Origin of the sequence: Candidatus Oscillochloris fontis (assembly GCF_004138135.1) — a bacterium.
GTDB classification, from domain to species: domain Bacteria; phylum Chloroflexota; class Chloroflexia; order Chloroflexales; family Chloroflexaceae; genus Oscillochloris; species Oscillochloris fontis.
This window is the reverse complement of record NZ_RYFD01000043.1, coordinates 24,349-39,037: the sequence shown is the minus strand read 5'-3', so window position 1 is coordinate 39,037 and position 14,689 is coordinate 24,349. Positions and strand designations below refer to the sequence as shown.

Here is a 14,689-nt window from a genome sequence, read left to right as displayed (position 1 = left end):
GGTGAGGTGCTGTTTTTTCATGCCACCAGTCTAAGTGACGTGGCGATAGAACACAAGAGGTCTTAATTTACGGACTAGTGAACAGTTACAATTTGCGCCACATTTGCCACAACCCTACCCAATCGTGTATAATGATCCACGGCACTGAAGAACGGCAGACACTTACTGAACCCCGCCAGGGCCGAGAGGCAGCAACGGTAGGTGAGTTCCTCTGGGTGTTCGGAGGTGCCATTCTCATTAATAAAGACAACGGCTGGCGATGCACCGCATCACCAGCCGTTTTTGGCGTAGTTCCCTAGGTGCTTAGCCCAATTCGGCAAGCTGCTGCGGGCCAAAGCCAAACGGCAACAGATCCCGTGGCGTCACGATCCGCTCCGCCCCCTCCAGATTGAGCAACAAGATCATCGCCTGCGGGGCCAACTCGGCAATCACCTGGCGACACGCCCCGCACGGGCTGGCCACGTCGCTTGTTGGCGTCACCACTGCCAAAGCCACTATCTCGCGCTCATCGGCGGCATAGGCACTAAACAGCGCCACCCGCTCAGCACAGATCGTCATGGGATAGGCCGCATTCTCGATATTACCCCCCAGGAAGATTCTCCCGCTGGCGCTCAACACCGCCGCTCCCACTGAAAAGCGCGAATAGGGCGCGTAAGCCCGTTGGCGTGCCTCTAGCGCTGCGGCGCGTAGCGTCGCGTAGTCAAGTTGGCTCATACACCTCCCCCTCTCTCAGAGCGCCCTCCACCGCAGTATCCGCTGTCGCGGAGCGGCGCACAATCCGTAGTTTTTGTGGGCGTATGCCCTTGACCGATAAGACCGTCAGGGTTGCCTCCTCAAACTGCAACTCGTCACCCACCCGTGGGATGCGCCCTAGTTGCTCGTACACCAGCCCCCCGATACGGTCGGCGCTATCTGAGGATAACTTGAGGTCGGCCAGATAGTTCACATCATCAATCGCCACGCGACCATCAACAATATAGACCCCATCATCCAGTGGTTGGATGGACGGATCTTCGGTATCATACTCATCCTGGATCTCGCCGACAATCTGCTCAATCAGATCCTCAATCGTCGCCAAGCCAGCGGTATTTCCATACTCATCAACAATAATCGCCATATGCACCTTGCGCTGCTGAAGATCCTCAAGCAACGCATTCACCCGCATCGTCTCAGGCACAAAATGAGCCGGACGGAGCAGCGTATTGATCGGCATATGCCGCTTTCCATCACGCAGCGCCGGAATCAGATCCTTTGCATACAGAATACCCACGATCTGATTGACCGTCTCGTTATAGACCGGGATGCGCGAGTGACCCGCACTGATGACCACATCAAGCGCGGTTTCCAGCGGCGTATCAACCTCTAGCGCCACAATATCTACACGCGGCACCATAATTTCGCGCAACAGCGTGTTCCCGAACGCGATCACCCCTTCGATCATCTCACGCTCGTCATGCTCGATCAGACCCTCTTCTTCTCCCACATTGACCAGCAACCGCAACTCCTCTTCCGTGACAAGCGGCGAGGGGTAGGAGTTGTGGCCACTCACAAAGCGGAAGAGCGGGGCCGTGATCAGATTGACCAGCGCAATCAGCGGCCAGAGAATCTGCCCCAGCAGACGCAGCGGGCGTGCGAGAACCATCACCGTCGCATCGGGATTGCGCATCGCGAGCGCTTTGGGGAGTGCCTCGCTCATGATCAACACCGCCAGCACCAACAGGGCCAGATCAAGCGCCTGCTGCCAAGGCGGAAGACCAATCGTGAGGCGGAGGGTAAAGACCGTCGCCGTGATCAGGATGGTCGTATTGAGGAAGATGATCGTGGACTTGAAGTGGTAGGGGTCGTCAATCAGACGTGAGACGGCGCGACGGGTACGCGGGGCACCTTCGGAGAGCAACTGGTTCAAACGATGCCGACTGATGGCAGTGAACGAGGCATCAACTGCTGAGGTGAAGGCCAACATCAAAAGACATAAGCCGACACCGATCAGCAGCAAACTAGGTTCTGGGTCCTCCAACAAGGTAAGACACTCCTATCACTACGACAAGACCTCAGAGGGTATGCAGCGCATACGATGAGTTGAGTCTGAAGCCCCATCTTACACGAGACTCAGCCGCCATGCCAACGACCCCAAGTAGAGATGTGCATACATGCAACATCGGCACTCGGGGCCGTGGAACGGTAGCTGAGGGCGCTCAATTACGAGAAGAGCGCACTTAACGACAGATCCTTATGGATACGCATAATAGCCTCCGCAAAGAGCGGGGCCACACTAATAGTACGAATGCGAGCCTCGGCCAGATCCCCCGTCTGCGGGATCGTATTGGTCACAATCGTCTCAACCAGATCTGAGCGCCCGATGATCGGCACCGCATCCGCCGCGAAGACCCCGTGGGTGGCACACGCATACACACTGCGCGCCCCGCGATCCAGCAGTGCATGGGCTGCTTCGACCAGTGTCCCACCAGTCGAGATCATATCATCAACGATGATCGCCGTCTTACCCTCAACATCCCCCACCATCTCCAGCACCTCCGCCACATCTGGCTCTGGGCGCTGCTTGGCAATGATCGCCAACCCCGCCCCGATCCGCTCGCGGAAGCGGTTGGCGCGCCCCACCCCACCCGTATCGGGCGAGACCACCACCGGGTTGATGAGGTTCAGGCTACGGATATAGTCGGCCAGTTGCTGCGCCGCCTGAAGGTGATCAACCGGAATATCAAAAAAGCCCTCGATAGCCGGGGCATGCAGATCCATCGTCAAGACCCGATCCGCACCCGCAGTACGGATGAGGTTGGCCACTAGTTTTGCCGAGATCGGCTCGCGCCCGGAGGTCTTCTTCTCCTGCTTGGCGTAGCCATAGTAGGGAATCACCGCCGTCACACGGGCGGCTGAGGCCCGTCGCAGGGCATCAATCAGCAGCAGCAACTCCATCAAATGGTGATCAACCGGTGAACATGTCGGCTGAACGACAAAGACATCACAGCCGCGCACATTATCCTGGAGCTTGACGCGCGTCTCACCATTCTTGAACTGCCCAACCATGGCTCGCCCTAGACCGATGCGCAGATTGGTGGCGATCTCACGGGCCAGTGCCTCGTTGGCATTCCCGCTAAACACAAGCAAACGACCGTCCATCGCTGATCTCTACTCCGCGATACTAAAGAAGATGCAGCGGAGCACTGCTCCGCTGCTGAGAAGGTGGCCAGACAGATGCCAGTGTGGGGAATGGTGAACTACTCAGAACGTCGTGGTTGACTGCCATAGCTGGCATTCTGTGCGGGTGACCATCCCACGGGGTAGTGGTCGTATGGCTGCCGGGCCAGGATTCGAACCTGAACAGACGGATTCAAAGTCCGTCGTGCTACCATTACACAACCCGGCAATAGCTACTTGCTATTATACCATATTCGGAGGGGTGGTTTGCAGCGGGCATGCTATAATCTGCATAGAGCCAGTCTCATTGCCAAAGGAGCTTTCCGTGCCGAGCTGGAATGATTTGGGTGCCGCCTTCAGTACGCTACGTGAGATAGACGTTGCGGCGATTCGTGAAGAGAGCGAACGCCCCGTCTTGATCGCCTGCCTTGGCGAGCAGCCAGCCTTAGCGCGTGCGGTGGGGCTATTGAGCCGCAGCGAGGGCCAGCGCTACGGGCCGGTGGGCTTGAATCCGTTGATCATTGCGACTCTGGCCGAATTGCGCCGGGGCGGGCTGGGGGGCGAACGGGGCGAAACACTACGGCGGGCCGATCTCTTGCTGATCATGCTCGATAGCCGCGAGCCTATCTCGGCCCACTCGGCGGCAGCGCTCAAACTCTTGGCGGATCTGGCCATGCCCACGGTGATCATCCTCACCTATGCGCAGAATGCTCCGTTAGCCTTGGACGATCCGAGTCGCACACTGAGTACTGCCCATGCCATCGCGCTACCCGATCCCGATGCGCCACAGGCTGCCGATCTGCTCGCGGATGCAATCTTTGAGCGTCTGCCTAGCGAATTGCACATGGCCGCCGCACGTCGCTTGCCGGGGCTACGTTCCGGCTATGCACGCCAGATCATCAATACCACCTCTTTCAGCAATGCCACCTACGCCCTCGCCTCGGCACTGCCCGAACAGGTTCCGATCTTCAACTTGCCTTTTGCTGCTGCCGATATGTTGGTCTTGACCAAGAACCAGGCGATGCTGGTCTATAAACTGGCCTTGGCCTATGGAGCACCGCCGGATTTTCAGGCTCGTATCCGTGAGGTGCTGCCGGTATTGGGCGGTGCCTTCGTCTGGCGGCAATTGGCGCGCACACTGGTCGGCCTCATTCCGGTTTGGGGCATCGTGCCTAAAGTGGCTATCGCCTATGCCGGCACCTACTCCACCGGGATGGTCGCATGGCGCTGGTTCGAAAGTGGCGAACTTCTTTCGGGTGTGCGCCTCAAGGAGATCACCGATGAGGCGTTGCGCACCGGGCGTGAACGGGCGATGACGCTGGTTGCGAGTGCCCGCGAGCGCGGGAGCGAGGTCAGTGGCGGGATTGTCGAGCAACTCGGACGCCGTGTGCGCTCGATTTTGCCGCGTGGGAAGTAGGGGCGAAACATCGCGCCCACCAATTCAGTTGTGTTCCCCGGATCACATGGTGGGCGATGCTTCGCCCCTACGACGTTATGCCCATAAGGAGTTGTGTTCATGGAACGTTTTGTCATCGAAGGTGGCCAGCGCCTCAGTGGGAGTATCACCCCTGCGGGGAATAAGAATGCCGCACTCCCACTGCTCGCCGCCACCCTCCTGACTAGTGGCCGCGTGGTGTTGCGCAATCTCCCCGATATTGGTGATGTGCGCATCAAACTGGCCTTGCTAGAACAACTCGGTGTGCTGGTGGAGCGTCTTGATGCCCATACCTACGCTTTCACCACCCCCATCACCCCCACGGTTGACCCCGATGTCGGCCTCTCGCGCCGCATCCGTACCTCGCCGCTCCTGGCTGGCCCGCTCCTCGCTCGGCGTGGCTCGGTCACGCTGCCCCGTCCCGGCGGTGATGTGATCGGGCGGCGACGCCTCGACACCCACTTCCACGCCCTCACGGCTCTCGGCGCTTCTCTCGAAGTGACCCCCACTAGCTACATACTCAGTGTGGATCGGCTGCGCGGAGCCGACATCTTCCTTGATGAGATGAGTGTCACTGGTACCGAGCAGGCGGTGATGGCGGCGGTTCTCGCCGATGGCCATACCACCATCGGCAATGCCGCCTCCGAACCCCACGTCCAGGATCTCTGCCGCTGCCTCAACCAGATGGGCGCACGGATCAATGGTGTTGGCACCAACCTGTTGGAGATCGAGGGCGTCACGAGTCTGGCTGGCACCGACTTCACGATTGGCCCCGACTTCATGGAGGTCGGGTCGCTAATTGGCCTCGCGGTCGTCACCCGTAGTGAACTTCGTATCTGCGGTGCCCGCCCGCGTGACCACCGCATGAGTCGGATCGCCTTTGGGCGCTTGGGGGTGACGTGGCGCGATGAGGGTGAGGATATTGTGGTACCCGGAGATCAAAATTTAGAGGTCAATCACGATCTGCATGGAGCCATTCCCAAGATCGACTCGGCTCCTTGGCCCGGTTTCAACCCCGATCTGATCAGTACCGCCTTGGTGGTGGCCACGCAGGCGCGAGGGACAGTACTCATCCACGAGAAGATGTTCGAGAGCCGACTCTTCTTCGCGGATCGCCTGATCGGCATGGGGGCCAAGATCGTGCTCTGCGACCCCCACCGGGCGGTGGTGGTCGGCCCCTCGCAACTCTACGGTGAACCGGAGGGTCTGCCCAGCCCCGACATTCGTGCCGGGATGGCATTGCTCACCGCTGCGCTGTGTGCCAAGGGCAAGAGCGTGATCTACAACATCGGCCAGATTGATCGCGGCTACGAGCGGATTGATGAGCGCCTCAGCGCGTTAGGGGCCAAGATCGAGCGGGTATAGGGTCAGTGGGGGTTCGGGGGCGGCGAAGCCGCCCCCGAAGAATTATTTTTCTCGTATGTTGGCGGCGCAGCCGCCAACATACGAGAAAAATAAGGTCTGGGGCGTAGCCCCAACTAGAGCTTATCCTCATCCTCAACATCCAGGCGCGTTGTCTCGCCAGTGGTGGGTGGAGTCTGCGTACTGCTCTGCAAGCGTGTCACAAAGGCCGAAAGCTGCTCGTTGAGTTGCGTGATACCTCGTGCAAGCACCTCCTGGAAATCCTGCGCCGCTTGGCTATGCTGGGCTTGGTTGAGCGCCTGCTGGCCGCGCTCGGCCAATTCGCGCAGCCGGTCATCCTCCTGAATCGCCTTGAGCGCCGATTGCACTTGGCTGCCGATCTCCTTCACGCCATTCATAATATCCTTCTGGAGTTGCTGCGTGCGCTCGCTCTCCAGCGCGGTGCGTACCGCCTGCTCGATCTGATGCCCAAACTCACGTAGTTCACTCCCCAGATCCGGCTGCTGTGGCTGGTTATTGAGGTCTTCAGGCTGGCTCATAGTAGCATTCTCCTTCAGTAGTAGACGAACCTTCCCATTTGACGACCGAGAAGTGCAAAAAGGTGCAGTGGTGTAACTGTTCACACTTGGGGTAAAAGAAACCTCTGGTTGACGCAAAGGCGCAAAGGTTTTGAGGGGGCATATCCTTGAAGGCTTTGCGCCTTTGCGTCTTTGCGTCAAAACTGGGATGCTAGGAGAACTGTGAACAGTTACGCAGCGGTATGCAATCAGCGGCGACGGCGGGCCAACCAGAGGAAAAAGGTGGCAAGTAGGAGGAGCACGCCGAGTTTCATGCGCTGCTGAATCCCGCCCTGTTGATAATACGTGATCAGTTCAAACAGCGCCGCGCTTGCCAACGGCTCTTGCCCCCGCTGGCTCTGCACCTCAACCTGGGTTACGGCCAACCCGGCTCGCTGCGCCCGTGCATAGATCTCGCCATGAACCAACCCATCGGGTACCTGATCGGGGATGAATTCGGCCAGATCATGCCGGAAGAGTGCGAAACGCAGGCTTGGATCGGGCAGATCGGCACCCAGGAGCAGCCGCACCAGGATGGCATAGAAGAGCGCGAGTGGCGATGTGGCGCGTTGCCCACGGTAGCCCAACACCACCGCATAATCGCGATGGATCGTGAGCAGACGCGGCAGTTCGCTGATGCCCACCGCGCCATACGGGTTGTAGGCGCACAGATACTCCCCCCGCGCCACCGCCCACGCTGCCCGCAGCGCGGCCACATAGCCACGCGGTTCGGAGAGATGCAGCACCATCACGGGGTCGTAGCTTGCTGCCAGCAGATCGGCCTGTTGCCCCGTCGCATCATCACTTCCATCATCAACCACGATGATCTCATAGTCGGGGCAATGTTGGCTGGCGACCGCCATACACTCGGCAACCATGGTCGCGAGTGTGGGGGCTTGGTTGCGCACTGGCAGGAAGATCGAGAGCGTCTGCATCGGCATTGATACTCTTACCCCTTCGACACGCTCAGGGGACGGATGTTCATAGTCGGGAGAGCGGTTGCGAAACGTACCCTGAGCGTGTCGAAGGGTACGAATGGTTGTGCAAAGATTATAGCATAGGCGTTTGGGGAACTTCGGCGGGTGCGCCAGCGTTTGATCGGTACAGAACCCCCATCATGGCCGGGTTCCCCGATCATCCCGGAGGGGCGAAGCATCGCCCGCCATGGAGCAGGGGCACCCGAACGCGGTTGGTGGGCGATGCGTCGCCCGTACCATGCCGGGTTCCCCGATCATCCCGGAGGGGCGAAGCATCGCCCGCCATGGAGCAGGGGCACCCGAACGCGGTTGGTGGGCGATGCTTCGCCCCTACTAAGGATCAATCATAAACGAGGAGTCCCGCTATGCATCGCATTCTGTTCCTGATTCTGCTGGCTCTGGCTCTCACGGCATGTGGATCTCGTCCGCAGGCAAGAATTCCTACCACTACGCCTAGCTCTATCGCGACGGCCACCCCCAGCCTCATCGCGACGGCCACCCCCAGCCCCACCGCGACCGCCACCTCTAGCCCGACGGAGACCCCCATGCCACCCCCACCCGACCCAACCAAGCCGCCGGTGCGCCCGTTACCCACCGATCTGCCCCGCATCACCCCGGCGGCTCCGCCAATTGTTGGCGAGGTGCCGGCGGATCTGCTGAAGAGGATCATTGCCGATGCCGCGCAGCGCAGTGGGGTGGATGCGTCTGCTGTCACGGTGCTACGCGGCGCAGCGGTGGAGTGGGGCGATAGTTCGCTGGGCTGCCCCCAACCCGGTATGGGCTATCTCCAGGTGATCACCCCTGGCTATCAGGTGATCCTCCAGGCGGCGCAGCAAACCTACGACTACCACGCCGATACGCGGGGCTATTTTGTCCTCTGTACGCGCTAGGAGATCGCGAGGCTACTCAATTCTGGTGCCAAGACGCAAAGCCTTCAACAGAGTGACACAATGCACCCTTTGCGTCTTCGCGCCTTTGCGTCAATTTGAGGTTATAGCCGTCACCCAATTACCGTGCCATGCCCGGCCAACGCCCGCGTGACACATTCAGCGACCCGCGCATCGCCCAAGACGACCTGCCCAACCCCCTGGGCCAGCGCCTCTTGGGCACCGAGTACCTTCTTCTTCATCCGCCCTTCGGCGAAACTGAGGTAGGACTCGACATCGTTGCGCGGGATGCGGGTAATGAGCGAAGACTCGTCGGGGAAGGCGCGTAGCAACCCTGGTACGTTCGAGAGCAGCAACAACGTATCGGCCCCCAAGGCGGCCGCGATGGCCGCCGCTGCGCGGTCGCCGTCCACGTTCAGCGCCTCGCCACGCTCCGAGCACGCCAGCGGTGCGACCACCGGCAGATAGCCCGCATCGAGCAGCGTGCGCAGCAAGCCACTATTCACATGCTCAATCGTGCCCGTCCAGTCATCACGCAACATCTTCTGGCGGCCATCCTCAACAATGCGGATGGTCGCTTTGCGCTTGCCCGCCAGAATCCGCCCATCCAACCCACTCACCCCCACCGCATTGATCCCACGCGCCTGCAAGCGCTCCACCAGGCTCTTATTGACCACCCCGCCCGCCGCCATCATGAACAACTCCAGCGTGCGCCGGTCGGTGTAGCGGCTCGTGTAGCCACTCGGCGAGGTGACAAAACGCGGCGGATGCCCCAACGCCTCCCCCAACTTATTGGTCTCGTCCGAGCCACCATGGACAAGCACCACCGGCCCCGCAGCACTGCCCCGCGCCGCCAGATCATCACAGAGCGCATCATAGTTATTACCGGCGCTGCCGCCGACTTTGATCACCAACATCTTCTCATCCCTCTCTCAGCATCGTATGGTACAACGGTATCATCATACACGAAGCCTCGAAAGATCCCGCATATGTTCCGCCGCATTCTGCTCCTGCTCGTACTCTTCATGCTGGTTGGTTGCACCCAGACCCCGGCTCCCGCACTTATGCCCACCGGCCCGATCATCCCGCTGGCGGAGGCGGCTGTGCCGGTTGTGCCGACTGCCACGCTCAGCCCGACCACCCCGCCGGTGACGCCCACGCTCCTCGCGCCGACGCCCACCCCACGCCCCGCCACCATGCCGCCGCGTGTCGGGCTTCAGGTTGGTCACCTCAATGCCCATGAGCTACCCGAAGAACTCGCCCGCTTCCGCACCTCCACTGGTGCGCGCTACAACGGTGTCAGCGAGGCCGAACTGAACGCAGATATTGCCCGCCGTGTGCAGGTACTCTTAGAGGCCGAGGGGGTGTTGGTAGATCTGCTCCCGGCGACAATCCCGCCTAGCTACGAGGCCGACGCCTTTGTCACGATCCATGCCGATGGCTCGACCGGCAGTGCCGCACGCGGCTGGAAGCTGGCCACCCCCTGGCGCGCCTCACGCGCCTCGCAGCAACTACTCGCCGCTGTCGCCGCCAGCTACGGGCCTGCCACCGGCCTCCCCGAAGATGTCGGCGGTGTGACGGTCAACATGCGCGGCTACTACGCCTTCAACAACCGCCGCCACACCCACGCCATTGCGCGTACCACCCCGGCCATTATTGTCGAGATGGGCTTTATGACCAACGCCGCAGATCGCGCCGTGCTCTTCGGTCAGCCGGAGCGCGTGGCGCGTGGCATTGCCGAGGGCATTCTGGCCTACTTGGCTCAGCGCGACCCCACCGATACCGATGCGCTCATCCCGCCCGATCTGCCCAACCTGCGTGTCGGCCCCGATGGCGCGGTGATGCGCGCCGCGCCCAACGATGAAGCCCGGCGCATCACCAACTTAGAGCCGAGCCAGCGCATCTTCGCGCTTGAACTGCGTGATGGCTGGTACCAGATCTTCGCCCGCGATCTCCCCAGCGCCCCCGGTTGGGTGCGCGCCGATCAGGTGGAGGTCTCCACCGAGCCATTTCCGTTCCCGACGACCACCAATCCATGATCACCCCGCAAGGAGCGACTGCGGAAACTCGCGTAACTGGCGCGCCCCATCCACACACACAATATCCACGTCCGCTTCCACCAACACTACGGACTGACACTCGACCCGCTGGTGGAAGCGGGCGCGGTAGGGCGAACTCATATCCACCGTTGTCACCACCTCGATCAGATCGCCCAACCGCGCCGCCTGCTTAAACTTCATGCTCAAACTATAGACCACAAAATTGAAGCCATCCTGGTTCCACTCATGGATCGGTCGCCCCTGCGCCCCCACCCATTCGGTACGCCCGCGCTCGATGAATTTGAGGTAGTTGGCGTAGTAGACCACCCCTAGGCTATCGGTATCTTCGTAGTACACTTTATACGCGACGCGATGCTCCACCCATATCCTCCTTGGGCTGCTCAGTGCTACAATACAGCTATTATCGGCCATCAACGACAACTTGGCGAGGAGAATCGCGGTGCGCCACTCTATCTTTCTCATCATCGTATGTGCCCTTCTGCTGCTTCCGGCCCCAACGATCCAAGCCAACACCGCAGCGGGGAAGCCGGTCTTCTTCGCTGAGACCGGCCACACCCTAGCCTATAGTTTCCGCGACTTCTATGATCGCCAGGGCGGTTTGGCAATCATCGGTCTGCCCCTGAGCGAAGTCTTTCTTGAGAATGGTCGCCCGGTCCAATACTTTGAGCGTGCGCGTTTGGAGTGGCATGCCGATCTCGGCATCACCCTGGCTGGTCTCCTGGGCCACTGGGCCGCCGAGGGTCGCAGCACCGACCCCGCCTTTGTCCGGGTTGCCGCCGCCGCCCCTGGGGACACCTACGTGATCGAGACTGGCCACAGCTTGGGTGGGGTCTTCCGCGACTTCTGGTTGGCGAATGGCGGCTTGGCCACCTTTGGCTACCCTATCTCTGAACCTTTTGACGAGACCAACCCCCAGGATGGCCAAGTCTATACCGTCCAGTACTTCGAGCGTGCCCGCTTCGAGCACCACCCCAACAACCCCGCAGCCTATCAGGTACAATTGGGCCACTTGGGGCGGCAGTACCTCGCCGCCTACCAGGCACCCGAATCAGCCTTGGCACCCGTGCAGAACGCAGCCCAAGCCTGGGATGCCGTTCGCCCCACCCAGGTACGCATTCCGCGCATTGGTTTGAAGACCGACGTGGTCAGTACCGGCTATTCCCAGGGAGCATGGGATGTCCCGCGCTACACGGCTGCGCACTACTGGCCGATCTCCGCCTACCCCGGTACAGCCGGTAATATCATCCTGGCGGGACATGTCGGCTATCGCGGGATCATCTTCAACCAACTCCCCAACGTGGTTGTGGGCGATACGATCTATGTCAGCGCAGGTGGGCAAGAACACCGCTACGTTGTCTCTGAGGTGCTTACCCTGTTGCCCGCAGAGACATGGGTGATGCAGCCGACCACAAACGAGACCCTCACCATGATCACCTGTGTCCCGATTGGCGTCTACTCCCACCGTCTGATCGTCCGGGCTGTGCCAAACTAAACGGAGGAGTATCTATGCAACGCAAACAGAACAATAGTTGGATCGGCATTGTTATCTTCTTACTGATCATGTTTGGCTCTCCCATCACCAGATTTTTGGCCAACATGATCTATCAAGCAACCGGCATGCAGGTCGATCCGAATATGCTCTTAGTGGGGCTGATCATCCTGAGTGTGGTACTCTCCTCGATTGTGCCACTCCTGCGCGGCCTTGGTGGTGAGAGTCGCAATAATGAGGTGCGCCTGCCCACCGAGCCAACCAGTGCATCACCCATGAAACTCCCGACCAATCCGCCAGCCATGACTCCTCCGCCCACCCCACCACAGCTTTCGGCCAGTCCACGCTTCGAGCCAATCGTTGATCCACGTATTCTGATAGTTGGCTTGTTTGGATTGGTCTTCTTTGTTGTCATCTTCTTATTCATACTCTCGATGACCGGGGTCATCTAACTCACTATGCATACCTACGACCCATTTGCGCACTACTACGATGCCGATTTTCGCGACTACACCGAAGATGTACCCTTCTACCGTGAATTGGCGCGCCGCTCCAATGGCCCCATCCTCGAATTGATGTGTGGCACGGGCCGGGTACTGATTCCCCTCGTCGAATCCGGCTACACCGTCACCGGGGTGGACATCTCCCCGGCGATGTTGGCAATTGCCCGCAAGCACCTTGAGGACGCAGGCATTCACGCGACTCTGCTCGAAGGTGATGTACGTCGGGTTGATCTGCCGCCCCAAACCTTCGGCTTGGCCTTTGTGGCGGTCAACTCCTTCATGCACCTTGAGAGCGTCCGCGATCAGATCGAGACCCTAGAGACGGCCCGGCGTGCCCTGACCCGCCGGGGCACGCTCGTGCTGGATCTCTTCAACCCCGATCCAACCGATATCGCCCGCGAGGATAATCGCTTGGTGTTGGATCGCTCCTACATCCTCAATGGGCGGCGGGTGCAGAAATTTATCGCCATTGATAGCGACGCCGCCACCCAAACCTCACACGTCACCTACCTCTACGACGAGACCGATGAAGAGGGCCACCTGCAACGGCGCACCATGCGCTTTGTGATGCGCTGGTTCTACCGCTACGAGATCGAGCACCTATTAGCGCGCACTGGCTTTGTGGTACGCGCCGTCTATGGGACATACGATCTGGACGAGTACGCCACCGGCAGCCCGCGCATGATCGTCGTTGCGGCTCCGGCAAAATAAGCGCCGAGAATCGAAGAAGCTGCCTGGATTGCTCCAGGCAGCCGGTTTGGAGGAGAAAGAGGGCAGTGATGCAGAAGAATGTGGTAGCTATCGCTTGGTTCAGCAGTGGCTCACCGCGTACCGTTTGCTGTACTCATCTGGGTGTGAGTATAACGGCCCAAGGTTAGAACTGCGTTAATAACGGATAAGCTCCACGTGAGCAGAACCTAGCCCAGCCCTGATCGGTCTCCTCATGCCAATTGATACAACGATCCACCACGAGAATGGGGATAACATGTGGAAAATGTGGATGAAAAAGGTTATTTCCGCATGGCCAGAGCACTCAGGGTCGCCGCGAGCGCAAAACCAGCGACAGTCTGCGCCTCACGGTTCTGAAGCGCGGCGAAGCCCAAGAAACTGGTTCCGGCCAGATTCGCCACCCGACTCATCACCCCGGCGGTCGCATCACCGCGCAGACGCAGAATATTGAGCATCCCCATAAAGGTCAGCGCGAGGCCCGATCCCGCAAACCATGCTTGGTTAATCCCCTGCTCATGGCCATAGTAGAAGGGTGTCAGCGCCACATGCCCCACTCCCCCCACGCAGATTGCGGTCGAGAGGGCCAGATCCAGCGCTGTAAGCGGATCATTGGGCATGCCCAACATCTCAAGTGTGAAGGGCGAACGGGCACTATGCATCGCAACGACCTCTTCTATCCACCAAAGGCCAGCATCACCAGAATGGCGATCAGTGCGCCACCGATGGAACTACTCGCATTGACCACATCGTTATTCATCCACGCCCAACCGCGCACAAACGTGGTTGGCTTACCCTGCCGATCCACGCGCCGTTCCGTCTCGCGGCCATCGGAATAGGCATAGATCGCCTGGATCGTCGCTCCAAAGAGGCTATCAATCATCGCACCAGCGAATCCCCCCGCCAGCGCAGCCGGGATGACCCAGATCGGTGCCTCAGCGCCTTCGATCTTGAGCAACACAAAGAGACACACCCCGATCAGCCCCGCCCCCATGGCTGCGGCGCTACTCCCAAAGAGTGTAATCCCCCCCGACGTGCCGGGTTCTACCGGGCGTCCGTTGGTGATCAGGCGTGGCCGGTGTGGGCTTAGCACCCCCAACTCGGTGGCCCACGTATCCGCATTTACCGTGGCCATAACGCCCGCGAAGGCCGCCAACAGGATCAGCGGTTCGCCGGTGATTGCGTAGGCCAGCGCACACAGCGCGGATAATCCACCGTTGGCCATAGTTTGGGTGAAGTCGCGGCGTCCGCCCTTGGAGAACTTCTCCGCAGCGCGACGCTCCTTGATCGACTCTTTGTAGTGCGAAAGGATGCTACTGCTGATAAAGAATATGATCAGCGTAAGCCCCCACGCCCATCCGCCAAAGCCAAGCGTTACTGTGCCAACCACGATGGCACCAATCCAACCACTCACATCAAGCGAACGTCGCCAGTACGCGAGGCCACCAATGGCGGCACTCAGCACCAATCCGAGACCAATCCGTGTGAGGTCAAGCATAGGTAAGTGAGCGGGGCATGCTCCGCCCGGTAAAAAGAA

General features: G+C 60.0%; 16 protein-coding genes, 1 tRNA gene and 1 other RNA gene. 8 read left to right on the top strand and 10 right to left on the bottom strand.

What is annotated here, in order from left to right; all coding sequences use genetic code 11:
- The first annotated feature begins 138 nt into the window (after nucleotides 1–138).
- Nucleotides 139–235: signal recognition particle sRNA small type (gene ffs, locus EKD03_RS14605), an RNA gene on the top strand.
- A gap of 68 nt (nucleotides 236–303) precedes the next feature.
- Here ffs and cdd read toward each other — a convergent pair.
- The 4 genes from cdd to EKD03_RS14585 all read right to left on the bottom strand — a co-directional run bounded on the left by cdd (nucleotide 304) and on the right by EKD03_RS14585 (nucleotide 3,385).
- The gene (cdd, locus tag EKD03_RS14600; RefSeq protein WP_129632350.1) at nucleotides 304–714 is read right to left on the bottom strand and encodes a cytidine deaminase; all 411 of its coding nucleotides are present in this window, start codon (nucleotides 712–714) and stop codon (nucleotides 304–306) included.
- A complete protein-coding gene (locus EKD03_RS14595) occupies nucleotides 701–2,017 on the bottom strand; it encodes a hemolysin family protein (protein WP_238613536.1) in 1,317 nt (438 codons plus the stop codon). Before EKD03_RS14595 ends, cdd begins: the two co-directional genes overlap by 14 nt.
- Before the next feature lie 182 nt (nucleotides 2,018–2,199).
- Entirely contained in the window at nucleotides 2,200–3,138 is a 939-nt protein-coding gene (locus tag EKD03_RS14590; RefSeq protein ID WP_129632347.1) for a ribose-phosphate diphosphokinase, read from the bottom strand.
- A gap of 173 nt (nucleotides 3,139–3,311) precedes the next feature.
- Nucleotides 3,312–3,385, bottom strand: a tRNA-Gln gene (locus tag EKD03_RS14585).
- A 96-nt stretch (nucleotides 3,386–3,481) separates the two neighbouring features.
- On the opposite strand from EKD03_RS14585, the gene EKD03_RS14580 reads away from it, so the two are divergent.
- Together EKD03_RS14580 and murA are read left to right on the top strand one after the other, a co-directional pair.
- Entirely contained in the window at nucleotides 3,482–4,573 is a 1,092-nt protein-coding gene (locus tag EKD03_RS14580; RefSeq protein WP_129632344.1) for a hypothetical protein, read from the top strand.
- Nucleotides 4,574–4,672: 99 nt separating this feature from the next.
- The gene (gene murA / locus EKD03_RS14575; protein ID WP_129632341.1) at nucleotides 4,673–5,956 is read left to right on the top strand and encodes a UDP-N-acetylglucosamine 1-carboxyvinyltransferase; all 1,284 of its coding nucleotides are present in this window, start codon (nucleotides 4,673–4,675) and stop codon (nucleotides 5,954–5,956) included.
- A 113-nt stretch (nucleotides 5,957–6,069) separates the two neighbouring features.
- On the opposite strand, the gene EKD03_RS14570 is transcribed toward murA, so the two are convergent.
- Both EKD03_RS14570 and EKD03_RS14565 read right to left on the bottom strand, forming a co-directional pair.
- Nucleotides 6,070–6,492, bottom strand: coding sequence for a hypothetical protein (locus EKD03_RS14570; protein ID WP_129632338.1), 423 nt, complete (start codon nucleotides 6,490–6,492; stop codon nucleotides 6,070–6,072).
- A gap of 227 nt (nucleotides 6,493–6,719) precedes the next feature.
- Nucleotides 6,720–7,451, bottom strand: coding sequence for a glycosyltransferase (locus EKD03_RS14565; protein ID WP_129632335.1), 732 nt, complete (start codon nucleotides 7,449–7,451; stop codon nucleotides 6,720–6,722).
- Nucleotides 7,452–7,852: 401 nt separating this feature from the next.
- Here EKD03_RS14565 and EKD03_RS18480 point away from each other — a divergent pair, with 401 nt between their 5' ends.
- Nucleotides 7,853–8,377 carry a hypothetical protein gene (locus EKD03_RS18480; RefSeq protein ID WP_161569275.1) on the top strand — a complete coding sequence of 175 codons (525 nt, stop codon included), beginning with the start codon at nucleotides 7,853–7,855 and terminating at the stop codon, nucleotides 8,375–8,377.
- A gap of 110 nt (nucleotides 8,378–8,487) precedes the next feature.
- Here EKD03_RS18480 and EKD03_RS14550 read toward each other — a convergent pair whose 3' ends face one another.
- Nucleotides 8,488–9,291 carry a [LysW]-aminoadipate kinase gene (locus tag EKD03_RS14550; protein ID WP_129632327.1) on the bottom strand — a complete coding sequence of 268 codons (804 nt, stop codon included), beginning with the start codon at nucleotides 9,289–9,291 and terminating at the stop codon, nucleotides 8,488–8,490.
- A 72-nt stretch (nucleotides 9,292–9,363) separates the two neighbouring features.
- On the opposite strand from EKD03_RS14550, the gene EKD03_RS14545 reads away from it, so the two are divergent.
- Nucleotides 9,364–10,413: an N-acetylmuramoyl-L-alanine amidase gene (locus EKD03_RS14545; RefSeq protein ID WP_129632324.1), complete on the top strand. Its 1,050-nt coding sequence runs from the start codon at nucleotides 9,364–9,366 to the stop codon at nucleotides 10,411–10,413.
- Here the strand turns inward: EKD03_RS14545 and EKD03_RS14540 are convergent, their stop codons facing one another.
- Entirely contained in the window at nucleotides 10,414–10,794 is a 381-nt protein-coding gene (locus tag EKD03_RS14540; protein ID WP_129632322.1) for a YbgC/FadM family acyl-CoA thioesterase, read from the bottom strand.
- Between the two features lie 79 nt (nucleotides 10,795–10,873).
- Between EKD03_RS14540 and EKD03_RS14535 the strand changes: the two genes are divergently transcribed.
- The 3 genes from EKD03_RS14535 to EKD03_RS14525 are packed head-to-tail and all read left to right on the top strand — an operon-like array spanning nucleotide 10,874 to nucleotide 13,137.
- Nucleotides 10,874–11,926 carry a sortase gene (locus EKD03_RS14535; RefSeq protein ID WP_129632319.1) on the top strand — a complete coding sequence of 351 codons (1,053 nt, stop codon included), beginning with the start codon at nucleotides 10,874–10,876 and terminating at the stop codon, nucleotides 11,924–11,926.
- Nucleotides 11,927–11,940: 14 nt separating this feature from the next.
- Entirely contained in the window at nucleotides 11,941–12,375 is a 435-nt protein-coding gene (locus EKD03_RS14530) for a hypothetical protein (protein ID WP_129632316.1), read from the top strand.
- A gap of 6 nt (nucleotides 12,376–12,381) precedes the next feature.
- Nucleotides 12,382–13,137 (top strand): class I SAM-dependent methyltransferase, encoded by a 756-nt coding sequence (locus tag EKD03_RS14525; protein WP_129632313.1) that lies wholly within the window; start codon nucleotides 12,382–12,384, stop codon nucleotides 13,135–13,137.
- A gap of 299 nt (nucleotides 13,138–13,436) precedes the next feature.
- Here EKD03_RS14525 and EKD03_RS14520 read toward each other — a convergent pair whose 3' ends face one another.
- On the bottom strand, nucleotides 13,437–13,814 hold the full coding sequence (locus EKD03_RS14520; RefSeq protein WP_129632310.1) for a hypothetical protein: 378 nt from the start codon (nucleotides 13,812–13,814) through the stop codon (nucleotides 13,437–13,439).
- Nucleotides 13,815–13,828: 14 nt separating this feature from the next.
- Nucleotides 13,829–14,650: a DUF92 domain-containing protein gene (locus tag EKD03_RS14515; protein WP_129632307.1), complete on the bottom strand. Its 822-nt coding sequence runs from the start codon at nucleotides 14,648–14,650 to the stop codon at nucleotides 13,829–13,831.
- Nucleotides 14,651–14,689 lie beyond the last annotated feature (39 nt).

Bases quoted from the DNA above. Each gene is read 5' to 3' on its own strand.
- EKD03_RS14565 (WP_129632335.1), bottom strand. From the start codon at position 7,451: ATGCCGATGCAGACGCTCTCGATCTTCCTGCCAGTGCGCAACCAAGCC.
- EKD03_RS14550 (WP_129632327.1), bottom strand. From the start codon at position 9,291: ATGTTGGTGATCAAAGTCGGCGGCAGCGCCGGTAATAACTATGATGCG.
- murA (WP_129632341.1), top strand. From the start codon at position 4,673: ATGGAACGTTTTGTCATCGAAGGTGGCCAGCGCCTCAGTGGGAGTATC.
- EKD03_RS14525 (WP_129632313.1), top strand. From the start codon at position 12,382: ATGCATACCTACGACCCATTTGCGCACTACTACGATGCCGATTTTCGC.
- EKD03_RS14530 (WP_129632316.1), top strand. From the start codon at position 11,941: ATGCAACGCAAACAGAACAATAGTTGGATCGGCATTGTTATCTTCTTA.
- EKD03_RS14515 (WP_129632307.1), bottom strand. From the start codon at position 14,650: ATGCTTGACCTCACACGGATTGGTCTCGGATTGGTGCTGAGTGCCGCC.
- EKD03_RS14520 (WP_129632310.1), bottom strand. From the start codon at position 13,814: ATGCATAGTGCCCGTTCGCCCTTCACACTTGAGATGTTGGGCATGCCC.
- cdd (WP_129632350.1), bottom strand. From the start codon at position 714: ATGAGCCAACTTGACTACGCGACGCTACGCGCCGCAGCGCTAGAGGCA.
- EKD03_RS14570 (WP_129632338.1), bottom strand. From the start codon at position 6,492: ATGAGCCAGCCTGAAGACCTCAATAACCAGCCACAGCAGCCGGATCTG.
- EKD03_RS14590 (WP_129632347.1), bottom strand. From the start codon at position 3,138: ATGGACGGTCGTTTGCTTGTGTTTAGCGGGAATGCCAACGAGGCACTG.
- EKD03_RS14545 (WP_129632324.1), top strand. From the start codon at position 9,364: ATGTTCCGCCGCATTCTGCTCCTGCTCGTACTCTTCATGCTGGTTGGT.
- EKD03_RS18480 (WP_161569275.1), top strand. From the start codon at position 7,853: ATGCATCGCATTCTGTTCCTGATTCTGCTGGCTCTGGCTCTCACGGCA.